At 45.0% G+C, this 24,145-nt stretch carries 22 protein-coding genes; 1 reads left to right on the forward strand and 21 read right to left on the reverse strand.

The features are described from left to right. The 8 genes from lepB (IPJ71_13645) to lptC form a co-directional block, all read right to left on the reverse strand. Entirely contained in the window at window positions 1-789 is a 789-nt protein-coding gene (gene lepB / locus IPJ71_13645; protein ID MBK7844708.1) for a signal peptidase I, read from the reverse strand. Then, window positions 779-1,537, reverse strand: coding sequence for a signal peptidase I (gene lepB / locus IPJ71_13650; GenBank protein MBK7844709.1), 759 nt, complete (start codon window positions 1,535-1,537; stop codon window positions 779-781). The genes lepB (IPJ71_13645) and lepB (IPJ71_13650) overlap by 11 nt, the downstream gene beginning before the upstream one ends. Then, window positions 1,534-3,360, reverse strand: coding sequence for an elongation factor 4 (gene lepA / locus IPJ71_13655; GenBank protein ID MBK7844710.1), 1,827 nt, complete (start codon window positions 3,358-3,360; stop codon window positions 1,534-1,536). The genes lepB (IPJ71_13650) and lepA overlap by 4 nt, the downstream gene beginning before the upstream one ends. 92 nt (window positions 3,361-3,452) lie before the next feature. Next, window positions 3,453-4,616, reverse strand: coding sequence for a methionine adenosyltransferase (locus tag IPJ71_13660; GenBank protein MBK7844711.1), 1,164 nt, complete (start codon window positions 4,614-4,616; stop codon window positions 3,453-3,455). 150 nt (window positions 4,617-4,766) lie between these two features. Continuing rightward, window positions 4,767-5,168, reverse strand: a complete 402-nt coding sequence (raiA, locus tag IPJ71_13665) for a ribosome-associated translation inhibitor RaiA (GenBank protein MBK7844712.1) — start codon at window positions 5,166-5,168, stop codon at window positions 4,767-4,769. Window positions 5,169-5,418: 250 nt separating this feature from the next. Continuing rightward, a complete protein-coding gene (gene rpoN, locus IPJ71_13670; protein MBK7844713.1) occupies window positions 5,419-6,876 on the reverse strand; it encodes an RNA polymerase factor sigma-54 in 1,458 nt (485 codons plus the stop codon). A gap of 13 nt (window positions 6,877-6,889) precedes the next feature. Continuing rightward, window positions 6,890-7,612, reverse strand: a complete 723-nt coding sequence (gene lptB, locus IPJ71_13675) for an LPS export ABC transporter ATP-binding protein (GenBank protein ID MBK7844714.1) — start codon at window positions 7,610-7,612, stop codon at window positions 6,890-6,892. Further along, window positions 7,609-8,610 carry an LPS export ABC transporter periplasmic protein LptC gene (gene lptC, locus IPJ71_13680; GenBank protein ID MBK7844715.1) on the reverse strand — a complete coding sequence of 334 codons (1,002 nt, stop codon included), beginning with the start codon at window positions 8,608-8,610 and terminating at the stop codon, window positions 7,609-7,611. Before lptC ends, lptB begins: the two co-directional genes overlap by 4 nt. 161 nt (window positions 8,611-8,771) lie before the next feature. Here lptC and IPJ71_13685 point away from each other — a divergent pair, with 161 nt between their 5' ends. After that, window positions 8,772-9,473 carry a PilZ domain-containing protein gene (locus IPJ71_13685; GenBank protein ID MBK7844716.1) on the forward strand — a complete coding sequence of 234 codons (702 nt, stop codon included), beginning with the start codon at window positions 8,772-8,774 and terminating at the stop codon, window positions 9,471-9,473. Window positions 9,474-9,531: 58 nt separating this feature from the next. Here IPJ71_13685 and IPJ71_13690 read toward each other — a convergent pair whose 3' ends face one another. The 13 genes from IPJ71_13690 to IPJ71_13750 all read right to left on the reverse strand — a co-directional run bounded on the left by IPJ71_13690 (window position 9,532) and on the right by IPJ71_13750 (window position 24,106). Continuing rightward, on the reverse strand, window positions 9,532-10,122 hold the full coding sequence (locus IPJ71_13690) for a biopolymer transporter ExbD (protein ID MBK7844717.1): 591 nt from the start codon (window positions 10,120-10,122) through the stop codon (window positions 9,532-9,534). Beyond that, a complete protein-coding gene (locus IPJ71_13695) occupies window positions 10,122-10,598 on the reverse strand; it encodes a biopolymer transporter ExbD (GenBank protein MBK7844718.1) in 477 nt (158 codons plus the stop codon). The genes IPJ71_13690 and IPJ71_13695 overlap by 1 nt, the downstream gene beginning before the upstream one ends. Window positions 10,599-10,623: 25 nt before the next feature. After that, on the reverse strand, window positions 10,624-11,220 hold the full coding sequence (locus IPJ71_13700) for a MotA/TolQ/ExbB proton channel family protein (protein ID MBK7844719.1): 597 nt from the start codon (window positions 11,218-11,220) through the stop codon (window positions 10,624-10,626). A gap of 101 nt (window positions 11,221-11,321) precedes the next feature. Further along, entirely contained in the window at window positions 11,322-13,436 is a 2,115-nt protein-coding gene (locus IPJ71_13705) for an AgmX/PglI C-terminal domain-containing protein (protein ID MBK7844720.1), read from the reverse strand. Beyond that, on the reverse strand, window positions 13,433-13,720 hold the full coding sequence (locus IPJ71_13710) for a hypothetical protein (protein MBK7844721.1): 288 nt from the start codon (window positions 13,718-13,720) through the stop codon (window positions 13,433-13,435). Before IPJ71_13710 ends, IPJ71_13705 begins: the two co-directional genes overlap by 4 nt. An 11-nt stretch (window positions 13,721-13,731) precedes the next feature. Beyond that, entirely contained in the window at window positions 13,732-14,610 is an 879-nt protein-coding gene (locus IPJ71_13715) for a hypothetical protein (protein MBK7844722.1), read from the reverse strand. Then, window positions 14,611-17,838 carry a tetratricopeptide repeat protein gene (locus IPJ71_13720; GenBank protein ID MBK7844723.1) on the reverse strand — a complete coding sequence of 1,076 codons (3,228 nt, stop codon included), beginning with the start codon at window positions 17,836-17,838 and terminating at the stop codon, window positions 14,611-14,613. After that, a complete protein-coding gene (locus tag IPJ71_13725; GenBank protein ID MBK7844724.1) occupies window positions 17,813-19,117 on the reverse strand; it encodes a hypothetical protein in 1,305 nt (434 codons plus the stop codon). Before IPJ71_13725 ends, IPJ71_13720 begins: the two co-directional genes overlap by 26 nt. Then, the gene (locus tag IPJ71_13730) at window positions 19,065-19,427 is read right to left on the reverse strand and encodes a hypothetical protein (protein ID MBK7844725.1); all 363 of its coding nucleotides are present in this window, start codon (window positions 19,425-19,427) and stop codon (window positions 19,065-19,067) included. The genes IPJ71_13725 and IPJ71_13730 overlap by 53 nt, the downstream gene beginning before the upstream one ends. Next, entirely contained in the window at window positions 19,424-20,305 is an 882-nt protein-coding gene (locus IPJ71_13735) for an outer membrane beta-barrel domain-containing protein (protein MBK7844726.1), read from the reverse strand. The genes IPJ71_13730 and IPJ71_13735 overlap by 4 nt, the downstream gene beginning before the upstream one ends. 177 nt (window positions 20,306-20,482) lie before the next feature. Then, complete coding sequence (locus IPJ71_13740; GenBank protein ID MBK7844727.1) at window positions 20,483-21,211, reverse strand: outer membrane beta-barrel domain-containing protein; 729 nt, start codon at window positions 21,209-21,211, stop codon at window positions 20,483-20,485. 166 nt (window positions 21,212-21,377) lie between these two features. After that, a complete protein-coding gene (locus IPJ71_13745) occupies window positions 21,378-22,358 on the reverse strand; it encodes a KpsF/GutQ family sugar-phosphate isomerase (GenBank protein ID MBK7844728.1) in 981 nt (326 codons plus the stop codon). A gap of 11 nt (window positions 22,359-22,369) precedes the next feature. Continuing rightward, window positions 22,370-24,106, reverse strand: coding sequence for a CTP synthase (locus IPJ71_13750; protein MBK7844729.1), 1,737 nt, complete (start codon window positions 24,104-24,106; stop codon window positions 22,370-22,372). Window positions 24,107-24,145: the final 39 nt, after the last annotated feature.

The raw sequence follows: 24,145 nt of genomic DNA on the forward strand, positions 1-24,145 counted from the left end.
CTATTGAATAATATGAAAGAAGCGCCTCCAACGAATTTTGGCCGGATCGCAAACAAATGGCGCCGTGACCAAGGTGTCCGTGCAGCTCAGCCAGACGAGGGAAGCTCTTCCTAGAAGATTTTCAAATGGAAGAGTGCCCCAAATTCGACTGTCTCTCGAATTATCTCGGTTGTCTCCCATAACAAAAATGTGTCCTGCAGGAACTTCGACCTCCGTCTCCGACCATCGATAAGAATTCGATATGAGCATCCCAAGGTGTGTTCGATCTCCAAGAGTTTCTTCAAAAAACTCAAAGCCATTTAGCTCGCCACCAATATCTTCGGCAGTGAGATTATAAAAGGAAGCCTTATTGCCTCCTAATTGAGGCTTCTCTAAGGCATGACTTTCGAGAGGAATCCCATTGACGACAACTCGGCCTTTTTCGTCGACACGAATGATATCCCCGGGGAGCCCAATCACTCTCTTAATCATATACAGAGAATCCTCCTCCAGCGATCTAAAAACAACCACATCGCCCCTTTTGGGATATGAAAACTTGATTATCCACTGCTTGGTAAAAGGGATTCGCAAACCGAAGGCAAATTTGTTCACCAATACGTGATCATGGATCAGAAGACTCGGGATCATGCTCCCAGAAGGAATGACGTAGGGTTCCGCAACGACCCATCTCAAAACCAGAATCATTAAAATAGCCCCAAAAAAACTCAGAAGCGACCCTGCCAAAGATGCCCTTCGATTTGGTAATTTGCGTGTGCCCTTTTCTGGATCAACCGATGATTCAATGGACATTGTGAAAAAACCGATTCCACCTGATTGTAAGTGGATTACATAAGAATGAACTCGAAGAAAAAGTCTCTTCGCAACTGAACCATACGAACATCGCCCGACCTACCAAAAACTCGCGAGGCACAAATTGCTTGCCTCTCTCCCAGAATCGACTGTCTTGGGAGTTGTCACGATTATCTCCCATTACAAAAAAATGTTTATCTGGGACCTGGTAAGGACCGTAAGCCACATTGGTCTGATTTTCGCCTTTCAAAAGAATACTATGAACATGATGGTCCAAAACCTCCTGCCAATGAACATACCGTCCCCTTGCTCCAGGTCCATCCCCCGGAAAGTGCTCGTCGCGCAACCAGGTAAATTCAGCCATTAACTCTTGGGGAACCTGCTTTTCGATCAATTTATCATTGATAAAGAGGTTTCCGTTTTCATAAAAAATTCTATCCCCCGGGAGCCCAACGACCCTTTTAATATAGAACATGCTTGGCCTTTCGGGGTACTTAAATACAACGACCTCCCCACGACTGGGACTTGAAAACTCTACCAACCAGTCCGTGGTAAATGGGATTCGAAGACCATAAATGATTTTGTTCACAAAAATATGATCATGGACAAGTAAAGTCGGGAGCATGCTGCCAGAGGGAATGACATATGCTTCAATAAGAGCCCATCGAAGAGTCAAAGCAACTAAAACGGCCAACAACAAAGACCCTGTGCCCTCTGTCCAAAATTGCCGTCCTCTCTTCAAACTCAGTCCTCCACCTTGAGGATAGCCAAGAAGGCCTCCTGGGGCACCTCAATGTGACCGATGGCCTTCATTCGCTTTTTTCCTTCCTTCTGCTTCTCCAGAAGTTTCCGCTTCCGACTAATATCTCCCCCATAACATTTGGCTGTCACGTCTTTTCTCAAGGCCCCCAGAGTTTCGCGAGCAATAATTTTGGCCCCTATGGCCGCTTGAATGGCCACCTGATATTGCTGTCTGGGAATAAGTTCTTTGAGCTTCTTAACCAATTGACGACCTCGCCAATCCGCCTTTGTTCGATGCACAATTATTGATAGCGCATCGATAGGTTCGCCATTTATCAGAATATCCATCTTGACAAGATCTGCCGCCTGAAAATCCGCAATCTCATATTCCAGAGAGGCGTATCCGCGAGAAATTGTTTTCAATTTGTCATAAAAATCCATCACCATTTCATTGAGAGGCAATCTATACTCTATGATGACCTTTGTGTCGGTGATGTATTCCATGCGCTGCTGAATTCCGCGCTTATCTTCACACAATTTTAAAATCCCGCCAATAAACTGGCTGGGAGTATGAATGATAACCTTGACCAAAGGCTCTTCTAGGCGTTCAATCCGCGTGAGATCAGGAAGTTTGGCCGGATTTTCGAGTTCTATGACGGTCCCATCGTGTAGAAAAACTCTGTAAATAACAGTTGGCGCCGTCGTGATGAGGTCAAGATTGAATTCTCTCTCCAGCCTTTCTTGAACGATTTCCATATGAAGAAGTCCTAGAAAACCAACTCTGTATCCGAAACCCAATGCAACGGAGGACTCGATTTCGTAGCTAAGGCTCGAGTCGTTGAGAGATAGCTTATCAAGGGCAACTTTCAAATTTTCATAATCAGCTGAAACGATCGGAAATATACCGGCAAAGACCATGGGCTTTATACGGCGAAACCCAGGCAAAGACTCCGTTGCACCATTTTTGGCAACTGTTATTGTGTCGCCAACTTTGACATCCCGAATATCCTTAATGCCACAAACTAAAAAGCCCACTTCGCCCGCGTCCAATTCCGTCAAATGTCGCGCAAAAGGAGAAAAAACTCCCAACTTAAGCACCTCATAATCCCGGTTTGTCGCGAGGAATTTAATCTTGTCCCCGACCTTTATCTTCCCATCGACAATACGACAGAGGGTCACAACACCCTGATAGGAATCAAACCAAGAATCAAAAATAAGCGCCCGGAGGGGAATGTTTCGGTTCGCTTGAGGCGGAGGAATGAACTTAACTATCGCCTCCAAAATATCCTCGATCCCCTTCATCTCTTTGGCGCTTGCGAGAATTGTATTTGATGTATCAAGTCCAATCGCATCTTCAATCTGGCGTTTGACTCCCTCAGGATCTGCGGAAGGAAGATCTATCTTATTTAGAACGGGAATGATTTCAAGATTGCTCTCAAGGGCCAAATAAACATTTGCCAAAGTTTGAGCTTCAACTCCTTGGGCAGCGTCTACCACGAGAATCGCTCCCTCACAGGCCGCCAAGGAACGAGAAACCTCGTAGGTAAAGTCAACATGGCCGGGGGTATCGATGAGATTCAGCTGATAAGTTAATCCATTTCTTGCTTTGTAACTCAAGCGAACAGTTTGAGCCTTTATCGTGATCCCGCGTTCTCTCTCGAGATCCATGCTATCTAAAAACTGCTCTTTGGATTCTCTATCCGACAGAGAACCCGTATATTTGAGAAGGCTGTCAGCCAAAGTTGATTTACCGTGATCAATATGAGCTATAATAGAAAAATTGCGAATAAGTTCAGCCGAAGTTTGTACCAATTCCACTTCAATTTCCATGTCTCCACTTTATCAGTGGGCTTCATCCGTGGGTACCTGCAAAGGCCAATCAGTCAACCACCCTTGTCCACATAGTGCGATCGCGAGTTCTATCAAGAAAGGGCCTTTACTGCATCCTTTATAGCCTCGACCTTGTCCGTCTTCTCCCAAGTAAATTCTGCTTTATTGCGACCAAAATGGCCATACGCAGCCGTTTTCAAGTAGCGTGGCTTTAGCAGATCAAACTGTTTTACAATCTCTGCTGGTTTCAAATTCCAAACTTCCCGCACAGCCTGAGAAAGAATCTCTGACGACACTTTGCCAGTTCCATAGTCGTTAACCATAACACTCACTGGCTCTGCTACGCCAATGGCATAAGCCAACTGCACGAGAACTCTATCTGCCAATACCGCCGCAACAATATTTTTAGCTACATGTCGGGCCGCATAGGCCGCTGATCGATCCACCTTAGAAGGATCCTTACCAGAGAAGGCTCCGCCTCCGTGGGCACCATGTCCACCATAAGTATCAACAATAATTTTACGTCCGGTAAGACCACAATCCCCAAGAGGCCCCCCTACGACAAACCTGCCTGTAGGGTTAACAAAAAACCTTGTGCCCGCATCAAGAAACTCACGGGGAACCACTCGAGGGATGAGTTCCTCCTGCACAAAGGATTTAATCGTGGCCTGATCAACGTCGGGACTATGCTGGGTACTTAAAACGATTGAATCAATTCTGGCCGCTTTGCCATTGATATATTCTACCGTTACCTGGCTCTTGCTGTCTGGACGTAAAAAAGGGACTCTTCCGCTCTTACGCAAACTGGCCAATTCACGGACCAATTTGTGGGCCAAAGAGATCGTGAGCGGCATATACTCAGGGGTCTCGTTGACGGCATAACCAAACATAATGCCTTGGTCACCGGCACCCTGCTCTCGCTGATCGGAGCTATCCACCCCGCGCGCAATATCCTGACTCTGGCGATCAAGAGCCACCTGAACAGCACAAGAGTCCGCATCAAATCCTATTTCGCTGTTCGTATAACCAATATCTCGAAGTGTTTTTCGCACAAGCGTAGAAATATCCACCTGCACCTTCGAAGTAATTTCGCCGGCCAACATGACGAACCCAGTAGAAATCATCGTTTCACAAGCCACACGAGAATTTGAATCACCGGAAAGAAATGCGTCAAGAACAGCGTCACTGATTTGATCAGCCACCTTGTCGGGATGGCCTTCCGAAACGGACTCACTTGTAAATAGAAAATTTCGCATGCTAAGACCTCTCTGGGCAGAATTGAAGTGCAACCTTGGAGAGGTGATTTCTTAACAGGAACAAAATCCCTAGGTCAACACAATCCAGGGCCGAATCAGGACGCTCAGCTCGATGAATGGCCCATCTCCTTTCAACTGAGAATCCTTGTCTTAACCCGCCTTCTTGCTTTCCACATTGAATTCCTGGTCCATCTCAAGCCGTTCCTGCATCTCAATTTGTTCCTGGAGTTTCCTTGCTCTGTGCCCCCTGGTATATTCAGGCGAATGGTGATTCTTTTTTCTTTGTTTGTGTTTAGACATCTGCCTTTGAAGTTTCAATGCCACTTGGTCAACAACTGCCTGAAAACTCTCTCCCTCACCTCGAGCAGCAATGGATGTCGTTCCTCCCAAGATGTGCATCTCCACTGTTTTACTATGGCGCTCCGCACCGTATGTGACGTGAATATGCACGGGTTTCATCTCAAATTTGACCAGCCTCTGAAGTTTTTCCTCTGTGTATTGAACAAGGCTTTCTGACCAATCCAAACTCTTGAACTGATAACTGATTTTCATCCTCAAACCTCCGGTTTAACTCCTAAAACCCTATTTCGCTTCTCTGGAATTTACTTTGATAATATGTGAGCAAGGTCCACCGACCTTGTCTGTGAAGGGAACTGAGCAACAGGCCTCTCCGCTCGATATTTCCCACAAATGAACAAAACTTGACGTCCAGCAAATCATCTGAACACTTGTCGGACTTTCCACACCAAAGTTGAGGTTCTGCCTCCTGTTTCTAAATTTGATACAAACTGCGACAAAAAATCTAAAAATATTTCTTGCGTTTGCTGGATGGCAAAATTTTAAGTACGTCTCGATACTTCGCTACGGTCCGTCGAGCAATTTTAATTCCGTCCTTCTTTAATAGTTCGACGAGCCTCTGATCTGAAAGAGGATCCTTTAAATCCTCTTGGTCAACAAGCGATTTGATTTTCATTTTGACCGATTCACTTGCGAGCAATTCTCCATCCGTCTTATTTATTCCCGAATTAAAGAAATACTTTAACTCGAAGATTCCACGCGATGTATGAAGGTACTTATTTGTGGTAACACGACTCACTGTTGATTCATGCATTCCAATATCATTGGCTATATCACGAAGAATCATTGGCCGAATAAACCCCGATCCCTTATCAAAAAAATCTCTTTGATAACGAACGATACTCTCAGTCACTTTATAAATCGTTCGCTGACGTTGAGCGATAGATTTGATCAACCAGAGCGCCGAGCGAAGTTTGTCCTGAATGTAAGCCTGGGCTTGAGGAGTAGTCGACTGATCACTCCCACCCTTCATCACATTCTTATAGAGATTGGAAATTCGCAATCGCGGCAATCCATCCTCATTAAGAGAAACGATGTATTCATCCCCAACTTTATACACATAAACGTCTGGAGTAATGAACTGAGTCTCTTGAGGAAGATAAGCTCGCCCCGGTTTCGGATCCATAGACAAAATGATTTTACAAATGTCTACAACAGTTTCAATATCCAAATTCATCGCCTTTGCGATTGCAGGATAATTCTTTTTTTCCAGATCTTTCAGATGATCATTTATCAAGCGCACCAAATCGTTCGTATCCTCTTCAATGTATTTGGCCTGAATGAGCAAACACTCGCGCAAATTCCTGGCTCCAACTCCGGGCGGGTCAAACTCCTGAAGAAAGGGCAACATTTCCTCCAGCTCACTTGCACTAAGACCTTCCTCTTCAGCAATCGCCTCAAGTGGAACCTTTATGTAGCCATCATCATCCACATAGGAAACCAACACTGAGACAAGCGAGTACTCTTCTTCATTGAACCCAGCTAAACCGGCCTGCCACATCAGATAATCATGAAACGATTGATGGGTTGAAATCAGATTCTCGTAATTCATGATCTCTTCGCTGCCACCGCCAGAAGCCTGTGGTGGCTTATATTGATTATCAAAGTAATTGTCCCAATCAAACTCATCCTGTTTTCTCGGATCCTGTGAACCTTCTTGAGACTCCGGAGTGACTGTGTCTGACCCCAGTTCTGAGTCTGCATTTTGCAAAGTCTTCGGAATAGGTTCGTCATCTGTGGATTCCTGCACTTCTTCCAAAATGGGATTTTCAGTGAGTTCCTTGCGAACTTGCGTTTCTAATTCAAGACGCGATAGTTGAAGCAATTTTATCGCCTGCTGGAGCTGCGGAGTCATCCGGAGCTGCTGAGAAAGCTTCATGCTCATTTTAAGATGCATCGCCATATTGAAGTGCCTCCTACAATCTAAAACCTTCACCCAAATAAAATTTTCTAGCTACAGGAGATTCTGCTATCTCCATCGCGCTACCTTGTACTTCTATCCTACCATCTTTTAGAATATGAGCGCGATCACATATTCCAAGAGTCTCTCGAACATTGTGATCAGTGATCAAAATACCGATCCCTTTGGTCTTTAAATCCCGAATAATTTCTTGAATATCGCCCACTGCAATTGGATCAATCCCTGCAAAAGGTTCATCGAGAAGCAGAAACTTGGGTTTACCAGCCAAGGCGCGTGCAATCTCGACCCGTCGTCTTTCTCCTCCGGACAAAGAATACCCATAACTGTTTCTAACGTGGTCTATCCGAAATTCCTTTAACAATAGATCCAACCTCTCGTGCTTGTCTGACCCCGTATATCCGTGAGCCTCAAGGGCCACTAAAATATTCTCTGCTACGGTAAGGCGACGAAAAATACTTGCTTCCTGAGGAAGATAACTCAAGCCAATCCTCGCTCTCTTGTACATTGGCAAATTTCCGATGGATCCATCGTCTAACAATATCTCTCCCTCGTCCGGGTTTAAGAGGCCCACAACCATATAGAAACTGGTTGTCTTTCCAGCTCCATTTGGACCAAGAATTCCCACGATTTCACCAGATTGAACTTGAAAAGAGACTTCCTTTACCACTTGGCGCAACTTGAATCGCTTGGAAATCTTATTTACAATTAACGCGCTCAATTTGCCTTCTCCAGTTCCTGACTCTCCACATTCGCCCTTGCCTTAAAGACTTCAACTTTTTTACCACCCTCAAGAAAAACAATTTCCTCTCCCTGAAGCTCGTCATTGTTCTGAACTACCCTTGGATTGCCACTAAACACATAGCGATCCTTATCAAAATTCACGCTCACTTTCTGCGAAGTCACCCATTTTTCTAGATCACTCACTCGCACTCCGCCAGAGACCTGAACGGATTTGACCAGATTCTGCTCCCTCCCATATTCAAATACAGCCTCTGGACCCGTAATTCTCATTGTTTCGAAATCCATCACAACGTCCTCGCTAAAACGGGCAAGATTAGATTTGCCGCTGAACGCAGCTTTCTGACTTCGAATCAAAAGTCTGCGATCTCCTTTGAATACCTTTTCTCCCTTCACCCCTCCATTGACCGTCATCGAAGAATTGTTCAGGTCAGCTGCCAATGAATTCCCGCGCAGGATCAACGAAAAACCCTCCCCATCCTTTGGGCCCCGCATGAAAACCGGGAGAGGCGCTACAAATTGACGTTCCTTAGAATGATAAATCATCTTTTCCGTTTCGAATGCATAGCCGTTGGACGAGCGAATGATGACCTTCCCTTTCACATCCATGTCCTTGGTCTTTACGTCTATCGATCCCTCATCACCTGTCACAATGAAGAACACCCCATCCTTGCCAAATAATCTTGTTTTCACTTTGCGCAAAGACCAGGTTGGTTTTGACTTGTAAGCAACTGCCGACTCCGCCCACAGCTCCCACTCTTTTTCTCCCTCTCTGGTCTCGACAAGATGAGCTCCCCGCATAATTTGTTCAATTCCCTTACTCACTCCAGCATCTGGCTCACTGGGCCCGGACTGGGGTCTTGCCTTATCATCCAGGTCTCGGGGAAAAATCACAATGATTTCGACAATTAACACTACAAGCAGTACCCCCAGAAGGAACTTCCCCAATTTAACACTCATATGCTTACTACCATGCATACCCTCTCCTGGCATTGTAACATAGAATTGGCACGGAATTAGCATGATTTCAAAATTTGTTTAGCTTTATTTTTTATCTTGCCTTTACAAATTGAGAAACAGCCTTCCGTATTTTCATTAAGGACTCTAAAGTCAGCGTCTTAAAGAACCGATAGCAAAGTATGGTCATTCAGTGGTTCTTGAATAATGACGAGGACGTTTCTGGGCCTTTTTCCACAGAGGATATCCAAAAGCAGATTGAGAGAGGTCTGCCCAAGGACTGCTCCATTTGGGGCAAAGCGCAAAAGGATTGGATTACGGTTCATCAGTGGAGCCTGTCTTTGCCCACCTTGCTTCAGACTCCCGATAGAAAATTGACCTCATTGAAATGGCATATGGCCCGCGAAGGCAAATCTGAGGGGCCCTTTACGCGCGAGGAACTTTTGACCGCTTTGAGTGACCTCAGCTCTCTAGAAGGAATTATGCTGTGGAACAAGGAAATGACGGGTTGGGTGTCAGTTTTTGATTTTCATGATCTTATGGAAGAAATCGGAGTTGATCGCAGACACACCCCCCGGGCAAAAATCCGCGGAACTGTGAAAATAACAAGTGGGGATAGTGCATCAATTGGTCAGATTCAGACTATCAGCGAGGGTGGACTTGGGATTATTGGGTTAGAAAATGGATTTCCCGGACAAGAATTACAGTTGGAAATAAGAGCCGCCGTACTCGGCGAGCCCATCAGAGCAAAAGCCGAAGTTAAATATATCACAAAATCCGGTTTTACGGGACTCCATTTTACTCAAATCTCAATGGAAGCAAAGTCCACTCTGATTGACTATATCCGACATACGACCCACCCATCTTACGGGAAAGCAGCCTAGACTTGGCCATTTCCTTGTCCGGCCCTGACGCCCAATTCTTCCTTCAGTTATCAATGCGTCAACTTCCTTTGGGAGGGTCTGGCAGTTTTATCACCGCAAAATTGATTTCGGCGATTCCGGCCTCTGTCACCGTGTACATGATTTTCTTGACCGTAAGAAAATCAACCTTTTTATCAGCTTGAATTGTGATTTTCTTATACTGAGGAATCTCATTGGCATCAGGATCATCACCAGACTTTGCTCCTTCGATGGCCTTTCGAACTTTGTTGCCCAAATTCGATTCTGCTATGCGGCCCTCCTCAATCAACTTTATGACTCGGCTCTTGAGAAGCTCTACCTCCCAATCATTTTGTTCTTTCACCGTCCGAAACTCAGCAATAAACTCACTGTTGAGCATGATCTTATCGGGGGCAATCACAACGACGTTTGAAGGTTTCAATTCTTTAACAGTGTGAGCCTCAGGTAATTTGACTTCCTTTGGAAGCGCAATGACCTCCCCTGTACTTGCATAATTCTGAAGAAGAAAAACTGTCAATACCGTGAACATATCGACCATCGCAGTGAGTGACAACACAGCCACTGCATTTCGCTTGACTGGCTTTTTTTGCCGCCCGGAGCGATTGCGATGTCCCGGGACATGAATGGGCATTATTTAACTCCTCCCGTTGCGACCGATATTTCGGGAAACCCCGAGGTCAATAGAGCATCCATACCTTTTATGAGGTATCCGTATTCAAGGTCATCGGACATGCTGATAATTGCATCGACCTTTTCTGGGTAGAGATCCTTAACCATCTTCAATTCAGCCACTAATCTCAAATCATCATACTCTCCGCTTACTTTTGGCACCGAGACGTTTTTTTGTCCGACAACAACAAGATACCCACCTTCTTTGACATCTAACCGAAATGGAATTTCCGCTCGAGGGGGTGGCTTTACAGACTCAATATCTTCTGCTTTTTTACCGTACAAGGAACTCCCTATTTGAATCATAGAAACCTGGGACCAAACAGCTGTGATCAGGAGAAAAATAATACATACACTCATCAAATCGATAAACGGAACCAAGTTGATATCAACAGCTATCTTTCTATCATCTCCCCCAGCATCATCTATATGGCCCATACATTCCACATCCTCAGATTAGGTGTTAGTACTTAATCTTGTCTCGATTCGATACAATTAAATTCATCAGATTCATGCTGCTCTCAAGCATGTCATTGATTGCACGTCCAATTTTAATCTGAAAAAATCCAAATGAAACAATTGCCACGATCGCGACCAGAAGACCGAAGGCCGTGCAGTTAAGAGCCTCAGAAATCCCCAGAGAAAGTCGTTGCGCCTTGGTTGCGGCATCTGCCTCCGCAACACCTGAAAAGGATCGAATCAAACCAACAATCGTTCCAAAAAGCCCAATCAGAACCGAAACGTTGCCAAACACTGCAAGAAAGGAAGTCCACCCTTCCAGTCGCGGTGTCTCTCGCAGCACCGCCGCATCCATCGCCACCTGTACTTCTTCATCTGGGCGCTTATTCATGACCTGAACCAAACCTGACTTTAAGGTATTGGTGAGAGGTGTTGGACGGCTATCACAAAAGGCAATCGCCTGCTTGATATCTCCGCGCAACAACATACTGAACAAGTTTTCATTGAGGCTGATTTTGTCCAGCGTTAGCTTAGAAAGACTCATCGTTCTTTCTAGGATGAGAAAAACTGTTAATATCCCGACAAGCAGGATTAAATACATCACGGTCCCGCCCTCGCAAAAGGCGCGCCCTATAAAATTCCCGTATTCAGCACAATGGCTGACGACCGCCGTTGGTTGATTCAATTTTCATCCCTCCCCTTTTATTGTGAAGTAAAAACAAACGGATACGTCACCCGACCCACTTGATCTGGCGGCGGCTCCGGAAATCTCCAAGTTTTCAAACGTTGAACCAGACAATCGACAACTGATTTGTCTCCCAGGCTTGTGCTGACTACGACCACATTGGACACTCTGCCCCGTTCCTCAATATCCCACTGAACAACAAGTTTCCCATAAAGATCTGGACTGCGAGCGAGTGTCATTTCATAACAATTTCGAATGACTCTCTTTTCTGCCAAGATCACTCGCCGAATAGCTTCTCTGTCAATCGATCCAACAAACTCCGCATCCTGACCTCCCACCTGCACCTCTACCCGACTCTTCTTTCCAATACCGCCTGAACCGTATCCAAAAGCGCCACTTGTTTTTCCGGTCGTTCCCACACCTGCTATCCCAACTGTGGCACTTCCTTTGCCACCCACACCCGTACTTTTGAGCTTTGATCCAATATTGTCGCCAGCCCGATCCTCCGCCTGCCCAGCAAAACCCGTTGCTGAGTCGGCAAGACCGCTCAATTCACCTGCCCCTGAATACGCCTTATCCAACTTTGATTGGGTTCCTTTTGAGCCAAAAGCACCCAACAATCCCACTTTTGAAACGTCGACCTTTTCGCTCGAAGGACTAGCCCCCGATTTCCCGGTATTTATGGCTCCACCCTCACGATTTGAAGTCAGACTCTTCTTGTTCGTCTTGTTTGGATTTGGTTTTGCCTGTGCTGGCGCACCCGCATTTTCTTTAGACTCGGACTTCGGACTTGGTTTTGCCGCAGGTGCCGAAACGGCAACAGCCTTAGGTGTTGGAGCGGGGACTGTTGCAGTGTTCTTTTGCTCGACAATCTTTACAATTTTCTTTTCAGGAATCGGGTCCACTTTTGCTTCCACCACTTCCTTAGGCTCTGGTCGAGGTGGATTAAAAATGACAACAGCCTTGCGCATGGGTTCCTCAAGCAAGGATTCATCGTTTAATTTTTTTGGAGCATACACCATCATGTACAATCCAAAAGTCAGAGCAACAACAGCAGCTAAAATAACTCCCGTCACTTCCGAGGCAGTCAAATCCAGGAGAGGAGCTACAAGGGGCTTTGGGGCCTCAGGAACATAGCGCACATACAAATTAATTAGATCCCCGTAAATTCCTACTCTGGCCATTTCTCCCTGTTTGAGGCCAATTTCATATCCGACTGTATTTCGAACCAAACGGTTTTGTCTGATCAATTCAGAGAAGCTCTTGGTTCCTTCTTCTGAAATCAACTCACCTGACATTTCTCCGGATACGCAGACAGTCGCAAGCGAATCAATACGCACAAGAGAGTGCGAAAATGTCGATCCCAAATTTGGCAGAATGATTTGATTCCCTGGATTGGAACCAACCTTTACCATACCCCTCTCAGTAAAACGATACGTGCTTAAAATTCTTTCACGCCATGCAACGATGACTTCAACGACGGTTCCCTTGCCCGGCCTCAGCACTTCATTCAGACTTCCAAATTCACTAGGCGGCGCGTAGGTTCCATATTTATGAGAGGTAGATACCTTTGGGTTTTCCTTAGACTCTGTCGGCAGACTCCAGCCTTCAGACCTGGTGCCAAAAGAAGGAAGAGATTGGGGAACTTTTACTTCTGTCACGACACTTGGGACCACTGAGTGAACCGTCTCTTCTCGAATAACTGGATTTGTCACCTCTGAAATGAGAGGGGGGATTTCAAGAGCACTGGAGCTCAATTCCTCTGTGATCCCCGCCTTAACATCCACGGCACCAGAGTCCTTCTTCTCAACCTTGGGGGGGGACAGAGGTTTTGGAACCCCCACATAGAAATCGAGCTGGTATGGACCCACCAGGAACGAATCACCAGACTCGATTCTTTCATCCAAAATTTTTCTACCCTTAAATATTGTACCTGTTTGCGAACCGAGATCTGAAATGTAAAATCCCGAATCCCTTTCCTCAATCAAAGTGTGCAAGGGTGCAATCGTCTCCGCTTTCAATTGAATCTGAGAGTTGATACTCGTTCCCACCACGATCTGGGAATCTGAAAACTGCATCACAGATTCAAGCTGCGTACCTTTATAGATGCGTATCACTATTGGCAGCTTCAATCTGCACTCCCACCGCGAGGCATATCCTCAGCGGTTCTTCTCATCTCTGGAAGGAAATTCTCGCGAAGTTTAATCAGCCTTTTGAAATTAAATTGCTTCTTTTGAAGAAGGTAAAAAAGCTCTGGCTTTTTAACCTCGCCTTCAATCAACTCGTCTTCGAAATTAATAGAAGTTCTGCGTTTCTTGGCATCCACCGCTTCTTCTCCAAGAGTTGAAGCCGAAATAACCAAGAAAGACAAAGTCATAACTAAAGAGATAGTAATTCTAATGATCCATTCCCCCATGGCTACCTCATTTATTCCCCAGACTTGAGTTTCTTTTCCAATTCCTCAGCCTTGCGAATAGCCTTTGGATCATCTGCGACAAATTTGATCTTACTGATCACTTTCAAAGCATCATCCTTGGCTTTCAATCGCTCAGTTAAAAGTGTAGCATAATTTAGCAAAACAGTAATATTCCTTGCAGTTCCCCTACCAATTTCCTCATAAATATCGCGTGCCCTATTTGCTTGACCCTCAAAACTCAAGGCAACCGCCAGATTATTTGCCACCCCAACGGCCTCTTCCTTTCCCTCTCGCAGGCCTGATTTAACCATTTTATAGCCGCTGTCCAACGGGGCTAAGGCCCTGTTGTAGTCCCGATACTCCAAATATATAGATGCCAGATTTGTTGCGCCAATGACATAGCCTTGTCTCATTTCTAGACTCTTCTTAAACGACGAAATTGCGGACCGCTGATCGCCCTCAGCTAAAAACACAATTCCCAAATTATTATGCAAAGCTGGCTCTTTTGGATGAACGCTCAAGGCTCGTCGTAAAATGATTTTAGCAAGCCCCAGATTGTTCCTTCCAAAATAGTGCAACGCAAGCGTGTTGAGAGCGACAAGGTGACGAGGGTCCTTCCCCAAGATCCTCGAAGTTGCCGCAATAATTTGGGGTTCAAGACCAGCCCGACGGGCAGTCAGCAATGCCTCAATATCCTCTTGTGCCGTAGTCTCAGGCCTTTCCTTAATCGCAAGTTTTTCATTCGACACGCCACGGACCTCATCCCTGTCCACGCCCGCCTCTTCGGTAGGATCTGAGCCATCAAGATCATCAAACTGAAAAGCTCTAGCTGGCCAAACACCGAAGCTGACGGAGATCACCAAAAGCAAAAATAAGAAGCCTTTTCTCACTTAATTCTCCAGGTAGTCCGGAAGCTTGGTCAAAATAGCTTCCTCTCCAAAATTAGGAAATTTCTCACTATTTAACCGGTTCGCTTCGACAAATGCGGCTTTGAGCCACTCATTGTAGCCTTCGAGCCTGTATCCCTTTTCTATTGCTGCAGTGTAATTGCTCAGTGCCTCGTCCTGAAAAGGCCGTGCGACCTTGTCAACGCCAGCTTTATATTCCTTCAATTGGTCCGGAGAAAGTTTGCTTGGAAGAGCAACAGAATAAAGAGCTGCGCTCATGTGTTGATTTGCCTGACCGGATAAAGTGAGTGCCGCAACAACCATATAAGCATCATCATATTTGATAACCTCTTTTAGTCTCTCCTTTAGTTTACTGATCAGATCAAGCTTTCTACGTACGGCACTGTCCTGCCCCGAAGGATCCGCGGGGATTTTTATGGATCTCAATTCATCGTAAACTCTGTAGATGATTTTGAATTGAGCTTCAGCCGCATAAGCCACTCCAACCGGAGTTCCATTTTTTGAAAACCCCTTCTGAACCGCAACTGTCCTCTTAAAATAGTCGTCAGAGGCCTTCTGTCTTCCCAATTTTTCTTCTATTACTCCAAGTTGAAAGAGCGCCTCTATAAGCGCAGATGCATTTGCTGGATTCAGATCGACGTACTGGCTGTAGTAGCTTCGAGCATTCTTCAAATTCCCTCTCTTTTGCCAGATTTTCGCCATCAAGAAAATAACTTCCATACGATCACGACGCTTACTTCTATCAAAATACTTTTGGTAATTATCAAGAGCTGCATTAAAGAAATTCATGCCGTCCCGAATAACACCAGCATTGTAGAAAAAATCAACTGCGTCCTTATCTCCTTTTGCGTTTTCATTTGCATACTTCTCAAAAAATTCAGCCGCTTCTTTGTATTGCCCAGATTTCTCATACAACAAAGCCATAAATTTCAAAGATTTTTGTTTTAAGGCCTCGTGCCCCTTGCCCGAGCCCTTCAGGACAGATCCATACATAGCTAAGGCCTTCAATAAATCGCCCGCTCTTTCGTAGTTTACCGCAGAATTGAATCGCGCTGAAGTTGCCAATTCGGAACGTGCGTTCTTATTCGAAAAAGACTCAAACTGCTTTGCACTGGACAAAAAATCCTTCTCAGCTTCCATATTTTGAGCACGTTTGAAGGATGATTTCTCTAGAATTGATTGGACCTGAGAACCCACCGGGGACGCGGCCAACTGAGGTATGCTGAGAATTTCCTGTCCGGCCTTTTCTAGTCCCTCATAGTCATTTTTGAGATTGTAGATATCGAGGGTCAGGTTTGCCGAGTATTCGGCAAACTTGGTATTTGGCGCCGTCTTAATTATGTCTTGAAATGACAGCAATGCGCGATCAAATTGATTGTAATAATAATAAAGCGCGCCAAGCCGATACTTAATGGCGATCGAATCCGGACCTTTTGGAAAATCTTTGAGGAATCTCAAGACCACCTTCTCAAACTTTTTGATCGTGGAATCAAATTCGACGGGTGATGTTGTGCCTCCAACGATTTTTTTGACTTCCTCAGAAGTGGGCAATTTCTTTTCCAAAGAGAGAATTGCATTTAGAACTGATTTATCAAAATAAGCGCTATTAGGGGCATTCTCTGCCACCCATAGATAGTGATCCGATGCTCTCTCATATTCTTCTATATCAAAAAGTAACTCTGCAAAGAAAAAATGCATCTCATCTAGCTTAGGAGAATCCTTGAAAACTCGAAAATACAATTCATATCCACTTTTAGCCATCGCTTGAGCATTAGGAGCTCTTGAATTCTGCGCTGTTTGGTGCTGTTGCAAAATGTAGTTTCGCAGAGTCGTCTCTATTAGTTGTGTCGCTTTTGCAATGAGTTCTCGATTACGACCATTTGTTTTTTGCCAGGCACTATCTGGCCCATAGCCCTGAATCCAGTTATAGAGCTCCTGTTTAAAAATTTTGGCCTCGCCCGTCGCCGCATACATCGTTACAATTTGATACTGATAGTCGTAAGCCTTCGGGGCACTTTGGTTTGCTTCAATCAGCTCGTGAAAGGTAAAACGAGCTCCAGTTCTCTGTCCCATATCCGCATAATAATATGCCAGTTTTTCCTGCAGGGAATTAACATTTTTCGGACCTGCAACTTGAGCAAAGTAGTCCTTTGCAGCTTTGTAACTCCCCACTTCAGCATAAAAAATGACAAGATCTTTAAGCGCCTCCGTAGCCAGACGAATGCGACTAACTCCTCCAATTGTCTTTTCCTCTTGGCTCTTTGCCATACGCCCTGCCTTAATCACTCGTTCAAGCGATTGCAAGGCTTCCTTCACTGAGCCCACTTTGTATTGGCACCAAGCCGACTTATAGAGAGCAAACGAAAACAGTCGTGCCCTCCTATTATTTGCCACTTGCTGATAGTGAGGCAATGCCTCTGACCAACGCTCATTTTCAAAGTGAAATTCGCCAATAGCAAAGTTAGATTCGTCAACAAAAGGACTCTTCGGAAATTCTTTTGTCAGTCTTTGGTAATAAGACATACCTTTCTTTTCATCGTTTAATTCAAAATAATTAAACCCGAGAAAAAATAGAGCCTGATCAACTTTCTCGTCAGTAGGAAAATCCCGCAGAAACCACTCATAGAGCTGAACGGCTTTTCTGTTATACTCCTGCGCCGGACCCAAGTTGAGCTTTTGCTTTGGAGAACCTTCCTTTGATTCTCGAATCTTTCGATCGAATTCCTGATGCAGTCGGAATTCAATCAGACGCGATTTTTCCACGTAAAGTTCTGCTAGTCTCAGCCACAACTCACCGCGCTTCTTGCTTGATTTAAATTTATTTGTTAATTTAAAAAGCTGGTCTATTCCGTCATCGGTCACTTTTTCAAGCACTGCTTCTTCAGAACCTTCCTCATAGTAAAGAGAAGTGGACGAAGGAGGCTTGACTGCTTGAAGATTTGTCTGCTTACGGGATTCAAATTCCTGAAATTGCGGCAGTTTTGAATCTCCCTTTTTTATTGAGAGATTCTTTCCTTCAATCTTTCTGAGTACATCACCAACAGTTTTTACCTTTCCTGCCTCTGCTGGAGCTCTTTCACTGGGAGCGCCAACAGCAAATTGACAGAAATTCGATATGAATGCGAAGAGCATCGCTCCGGGAAAAAGAAATCCTCGCCGCCGGCCCCGAATCAGAAGTTCAATTTTAGTTACAACTTTGTGTTCCAACATAATGATAATTACCCAATTCATCTAACCAGTACTCACCTCTAAAAGGCCAGTACTCGAATCCATTTTGAATGTAATAGTCTCGCTCAGCACTTTCATCAACTTGGGCTTGTTCCGGCAGATCCTTCCCCGCCAATTTTTTCTTCAATGATTCCTTTTTGCCATTGATCATTTCGTAACGAATAAAGCCCTCCTGCTCAAAAAGATCGAAGAGATCTTCTCTGATTGTGTCAAGATGACCCCTGATTTGAAGACCCGTCCGTTTTCGGGCTTTGATAAGACGCTTCTGAACAATTCTCTTTGCATAACGTCCCAGTGCGGAATTCTTCCAACCCGGTTCCATTTTTTCAATCAAGGCTTTCTCGGCCAATAGCTTTTTTATGTAGGCATATGAACGAAGAAAATCACCCTCTTTGAATATTTTTCGAGCCACAATCAAGGGGATCTTGTGTTGCGATTCCTTGATTGGATTGTCTCCGCTTTCACGCCATTCCTTCAAGCTCGAAACCGTCTCAGAGAAATACTGATCGGGGGCCGAAGTCTTAAGAAAATTGACGACGTCCCGATAAACAGACTTATATATCTGATTGAAGAGATTCAGCACTTTTTCCATTTCATCATATTTGCATATATAAAGATAAACTATTGACCTTAACAAGAGTGACTCTGGAAGGTATCGATCTTCATAGTAATCAGAATGCAGTGAATGAAAATTACTGAGGGCGGAGCGAAATCGGCCTGAGCGCAACATAGCCCAGCTCGACTCGAAAAGAGTGTCGTGCCACGCGGGAGTATCGCGAGGAATCTGACGATAGCCTTCTATCGCCTCCTCCCATTTCTTCGCCTGATAAAGAACGCGTGCCTTACCGATAAGTCCGGAAACACGGCTCACATCTGTCACTCCGTACCGCTCGCGCGCTTCTACCAGCTCGTCAAAAGCTGAAAAAGCCTCCTTAGATTTCCCACTTTCTGAAGAGGCTAATCCCTCAAGATATTTGGCTCTTGGAAAAAGTGAACTGGTGTTCGCCACTCGTTTGAAGCTTTCTACGGCCTCGGCAAATTGTTGGTTGCGAAGCTGAAATTCTCCAATTCGATAGAAAAGCATGTCCCGGTGAACGCGAGGAAAATCATCGACCTTCACACGAGAGATCGCGTAGTTAAGGAGCGTGTCGTCTCCTAAGGAATCTGCGGCCAATGATAGCTTTTCCAAAGATTGCCTGAGATACTTGTTATTTCCGTCCTTGATTACGCTGATAAATTGAAACGCCGCAATTTGTGGCATTTTCATTTGGTATAGCATGAGACCCAGCAAATATTTTACCTGCATTTTTTCTATCGCGGAATCGCGGATTGTGGCTTAGCTGAAACAGCTTGATGCTTGCTTCTTGAAAGCGACCCACCTTAACCAACTTGAGGGCCTCCACCAGTTCTTGGCGGTTTTTACTTTCCGCTGTCATAGCGGCGCCAGAACGAGAAGAGGGAGAGCGATCAGTTACATTTTCATTTTTAACAGCCGTGGTTTCTGAATTGGCGGCAGCATTCATCGTAAAGAGTGGGAAAGCCATCAAACAGCAGAATATCGATCTATTCATCTGTATGTTGCCTCCGGAAAGAAGAAGCTAAGTCCCAAGGCAACATAGACGTCATCATGATTTGCTTTGACGCTTTGGAGCGAACCACCTTTTAGAACTTCACTCTCAGCTTGGTAAAAATTCCAGTTAATGTCCCAACGAAACGCCATGCCCTTAGAAAGGGCAAAGGACTGTCCACCACCCAAATGAAGGGTCGGGGCGCTGCCTCCCTGGTCAGTATTCGTCATTCCAGCTCCAGCAGAGAAATAGAAGTCAAAGGGAACAATGCGCTTATTCATAAACGTCGTTTTTCCGTACATGGGTGTCCATTTGAAATTTGCTGCAAGGAAATTCTTTGGAGTGACCAGACTCTCGGTCTTAACGCTTCTCTTTGTTCGTAAATTATCCGTGACGGTTCTTTCGGACGAAGACAACATGAAATAAACAAATTCAATTCCATATTTCTCTTGGAAATAATAGCCACCACGAAGCGCCGCGCCCATATTGAGAAAGAATGGATTATTGATTGTTCCCAAAATACTTCCCGACAATTCAAAACGCTTTGTTTTTGGTAAAAATCTCTTCTGGATAACGGCTATGTCGGCAAGCGGAGCTAGCGTAGAGAGCTCAGAAAGCGTCGTCGGATCTGGCTTTGCCTTTTCGATCGATTTGATCTTTTGTTCTGACTCTCTCTTTTCTGCCTTTTTTTCGGTTTCTTTATCTTCAAACTTATCGTAGAGATCTTCAACTTCGTCGTCCGGGGAATCTGATTCCCCCGTCGCTTGTGACTCCGTCCCTGAATTTTCGGAATTATTCGCCATGCTTTGAGAAAAAGCCGACGTGGGACTGATGGCCAATCCAAAAGTAATCAGGAGGATAAGAAAGGGGTTACTCAGCACTGCTGTCCTCACCTTAGATGATCTCACTCTTAAACAGTATCAGTAAAACGGTGAGTTTTTGAGCACATCACATGCAATTCTAGACGTTGTCACTGAGGTCCGGCCCTGATTTCTGTCTGGTAAAGAGAATGAATGACGGGTGAATAAGCAAATAAAAGGGATCTTAAGGACAAAGATCTAGAGAAGATAGACGAGGGCAAGGGTCATCAAGGCATGAATGAAGGTTCCTTCGTCAAAGGCTGAACTTGGGTGGATTGGATCTGTTGGCAATAGTCTTTTTGTCGTAGGATCCGGACCTCTGTAGATAAGGGCACGTAAATCCAGACGAAGTGCCAGATTCGGCGTGAAATAGAACTTCTCTCCGACTCCAACATTAAGGGCGACGACACTCTGGTCATCAAGTCCAATCATTCCCACGCCCACGAGACTAAACATGGATAGATTCATAACCATTTTTTTCGAATAGCTAATTTTTCCATAATAGGCCGTGTATTGGTAGTTGGCCATAAACATATATTTAGGATGAGGAGCTCGACTCGCATCGAAATAATCCCCATCTAGACCTTCGCCCTTCCTCAATTGCTCCCCATAGCTGGAAAGACCACTTTGCCAAAAGGCCGCTGCCAGATTCACTCCATGAATTTCATCAAAATGATAGGAAAGAGAACCGTGAAAATTGAGTGGATTATAGAACGGATCCATCAGATTAAAGCCAAATCCTCCCCCTAGTTCAATTCTCTTTTCGGTGACAACATTTCGGTTTTTCACGTTCGCCAACTTGTCAAAGACAGGCAATACGGATTCACTTGCCAACTCATCCTCAGGAAATTCGATCGTGTCGGCATAGCCTGGAAGAGCAATAGCAATCGCCAGAAAAAGATATAAATAGTTCGATACCAAGTTCATGAATTCATCTCGCACAATTAGAGATCAATACCGAATTCCAAAGACCTACCTCTCGGCATCTTCATCATATGGTTATCTTCGATTTAAGGCTATCGTTTCGAAAATCTCAGGGCTTAGGTCTCATTTCTCAAAAATTTGCCAACTAAATTTTGAAAGATCCAAGCCTCTAACGAACCTTAGCTCGCAACAAATCTTGAAGGTGAATGATCCCCAAAGGAGCCGAAGGGTTTTCTGCCGTCTTGTCGACGACAAAAAGAATTTGAATTTGAAATTGCTCCATGACAAAGAGAGCTCGTTCAGCCAATTCGTTCACGTCTATGGTCTTGGGATGCCGAGACATAAGGACGCTTGCCCGTTCCAGCAGTGGAGATTTACTCTTCTCCAATCGCCGACGAATATCTCCATCTGTCACAACGCCAATCAAGGTTCCGTCCTCCTGAACAACTCCTGCGACTCCCCGAACTTCCTTTGCAGTCATTTGGCTCACAACTGTGGCCATGTCCTCGTCAGGAGAAACCAGTGGAAGGGCCTCTCCGACATGCATCACATCTCGAACTCGAGTTAACAACCGGCGACCCAAGGCCCCACCCGGATGGAACTCAGCAAAATCATCTTTGCTAAATCCTCGACGCTTTAAAACTGCCATCGCCAGAGCATCGCACAAAGCTAAATTTACTGTCGTACTCGCCGTCGGCGCTAGACCAAGCGGACAGGCTTCTTCTGCGACGCCAATATCTAAAGAGACAGTTCCCGCTCGTCCGAGAGTGCTTTCCGAATTAGCAGTCATCACAATAAGCACCACGTTTTTTCGCGCACAATAAGAAATGATAGGAACCAGTTCGGCCGATTCCCCGCCATAGCTCATTGCAATAACCAAATCATCCTTTGTAACAATGCCCAAGTCCCCGTGAGAGCCTTCGGCAGGGTGAAGATATATTGTTGGCGTACCCGTGGACGTAAAGGTGGCCGCTAATTTACGAGCAATAATCCCCGATTTACCAATTCCTGTCGAAATAATTCTGCCTTGACAGGCGAGGACAAGTTCAACCGCTTTAGAGAATTCCCGACCCAGCCTTTCACGCAAATGCAAAATACTTCGAGCTTCAATCTCCAATACTGATCGCGCCTCATCGAGGTCCGCATTCATCTCCCGATCCATCAGGAACCTGCCTCTGGGGCTGGATAAAGACGATCTTTCCATTTTGCTCCGGTGACTCCGCCTCTTCTTGTCTTGGAAGGAATTTCTGATTTTAAAGATGAAGAAACCAAAATTGCAGATTTAACAAAGGAAGTGAATAAGGGATGTGGTTGTAAAGGTCTTGATTTAAATTCAGGATGAAACTGAACACCGATAAACCAAGGGTGCTCATTAATTTCAACTATCTCAACCAAATCTCGCTCTTTACAAACTCCAGAAGAAATCATGCCCTTCTTCTCAAAAAGAGCTCGATATTTGTTATTGAACTCAAAACGATGACGATGTCGTTCATGGACCAATGACTCACCGTAGATTTCACGAACTCGGGTCCCATGAATGAGGCTACAAGGGTAAGAGCCCAACCTCATGGTCCCGCCCTTGTCCGAAACCCCGCGCTGCTCCTCCATCATATCAATGACCAAATTGTAGTTTTTCTTTATTGGTATATTAAACTCGCGGCTCGTCGCATCTTTTATCCCACAAACATGACGGGCAAACTCAATTGCCGCCAATTGCATTCCGAAACAAATTCCAAAAAAGGGGACTTTATTTTCGCGTGCATATTGAATTGCGGCCATCTTCCCCTCAGCGCCCCTTTCGCCAAATCCACCGGGAACCAAAATTCCATCTACACCAGCAAGCGATTCTTTCGCATTCTTGGTATTAAGCGATTCAGAATCAATATAGACCACATTCACTTTCGTGTGATTGGCAATCCCTCCATGAATAATTGCTTCATGTAATGATTTATAACTCTCCTTCAGATCAACGTACTTTCCCACGATTCCAATTTTAGTTTCATGCTTTGGATTCATGAGCGTTGCAACCATCTTCTCCCATTCCTGAATGGCTGGCTCACCGACTTCAATTCCCAGACGCTTTGCAACTTTCTCATCAAAGCCCTCCTGATGAAGAGTCAGTGGGACCTGATAAATACTCGCCGAATCAGGCGCTGCAATAACATTATCCGGATGAACGGAACAAAAAAGAGCAATCTTTGATTTTAATTCACGAGGAATGGGCTTTTCAGTGCGGCAGATAAGAAAATCTGGCTGAATTCCGACTTCACGAAGTTCTTTGACTGAGTGTTGAGTTGGCTTACTCTTTAACTCACCTGCAGCGGCTATGTATGGAACATAGGTGACATGCACAAAAATAGAATTCTGAATTCCAACGTCTACCCTCAATTGTCGAATGGCCTCGATAAACGGAAGTCCTTCAATATCACCAATCGTGCCACCTATCTCAACAATGATGACTTCGGCGCCTTGAGCTGCCTGAAATATCCGAGATTTAATTTCATCGGTGATGTGAGGAATGACTTGGACCGTACCACCCAGATAGTCTCCCCGCCGCTCCTTTGAAATCACGCTTTCATAGATCTGACCTGCAGTAACCGAGTTTGAACGAGTCAAAGAAACGCGCACAAATCTCTCATAATGACCTAAATCCAAGTCCGTCTCGGCTCCATCTTCTGTGACGTAAACTTCGCCGTGTTGCAAAGGGGACATTGTTCCAGGATCGACATTAATGTAAGGATCGCACTTCATAAGTGATACTTTAAGTCCACGAGATTCCAACAAAGTACCCAAACTCGCCGCCGTTAGTCCCTTTCCGATCGAGGAAACGACCCCTCCCGTAACAAAAATGAATTTCGGCTCAAACACCTCAGAGGTCGACTTGAGAGGTGACTTCATTTTTTTCAGAGGTTTCTTACTTCGAACAAATTTCTGAGA

The organism is Bdellovibrionales bacterium (assembly GCA_016714165.1).
Lineage (GTDB): Bacteria > Bdellovibrionota > Bdellovibrionia > Bdellovibrionales > UBA1609 > JADJVA01.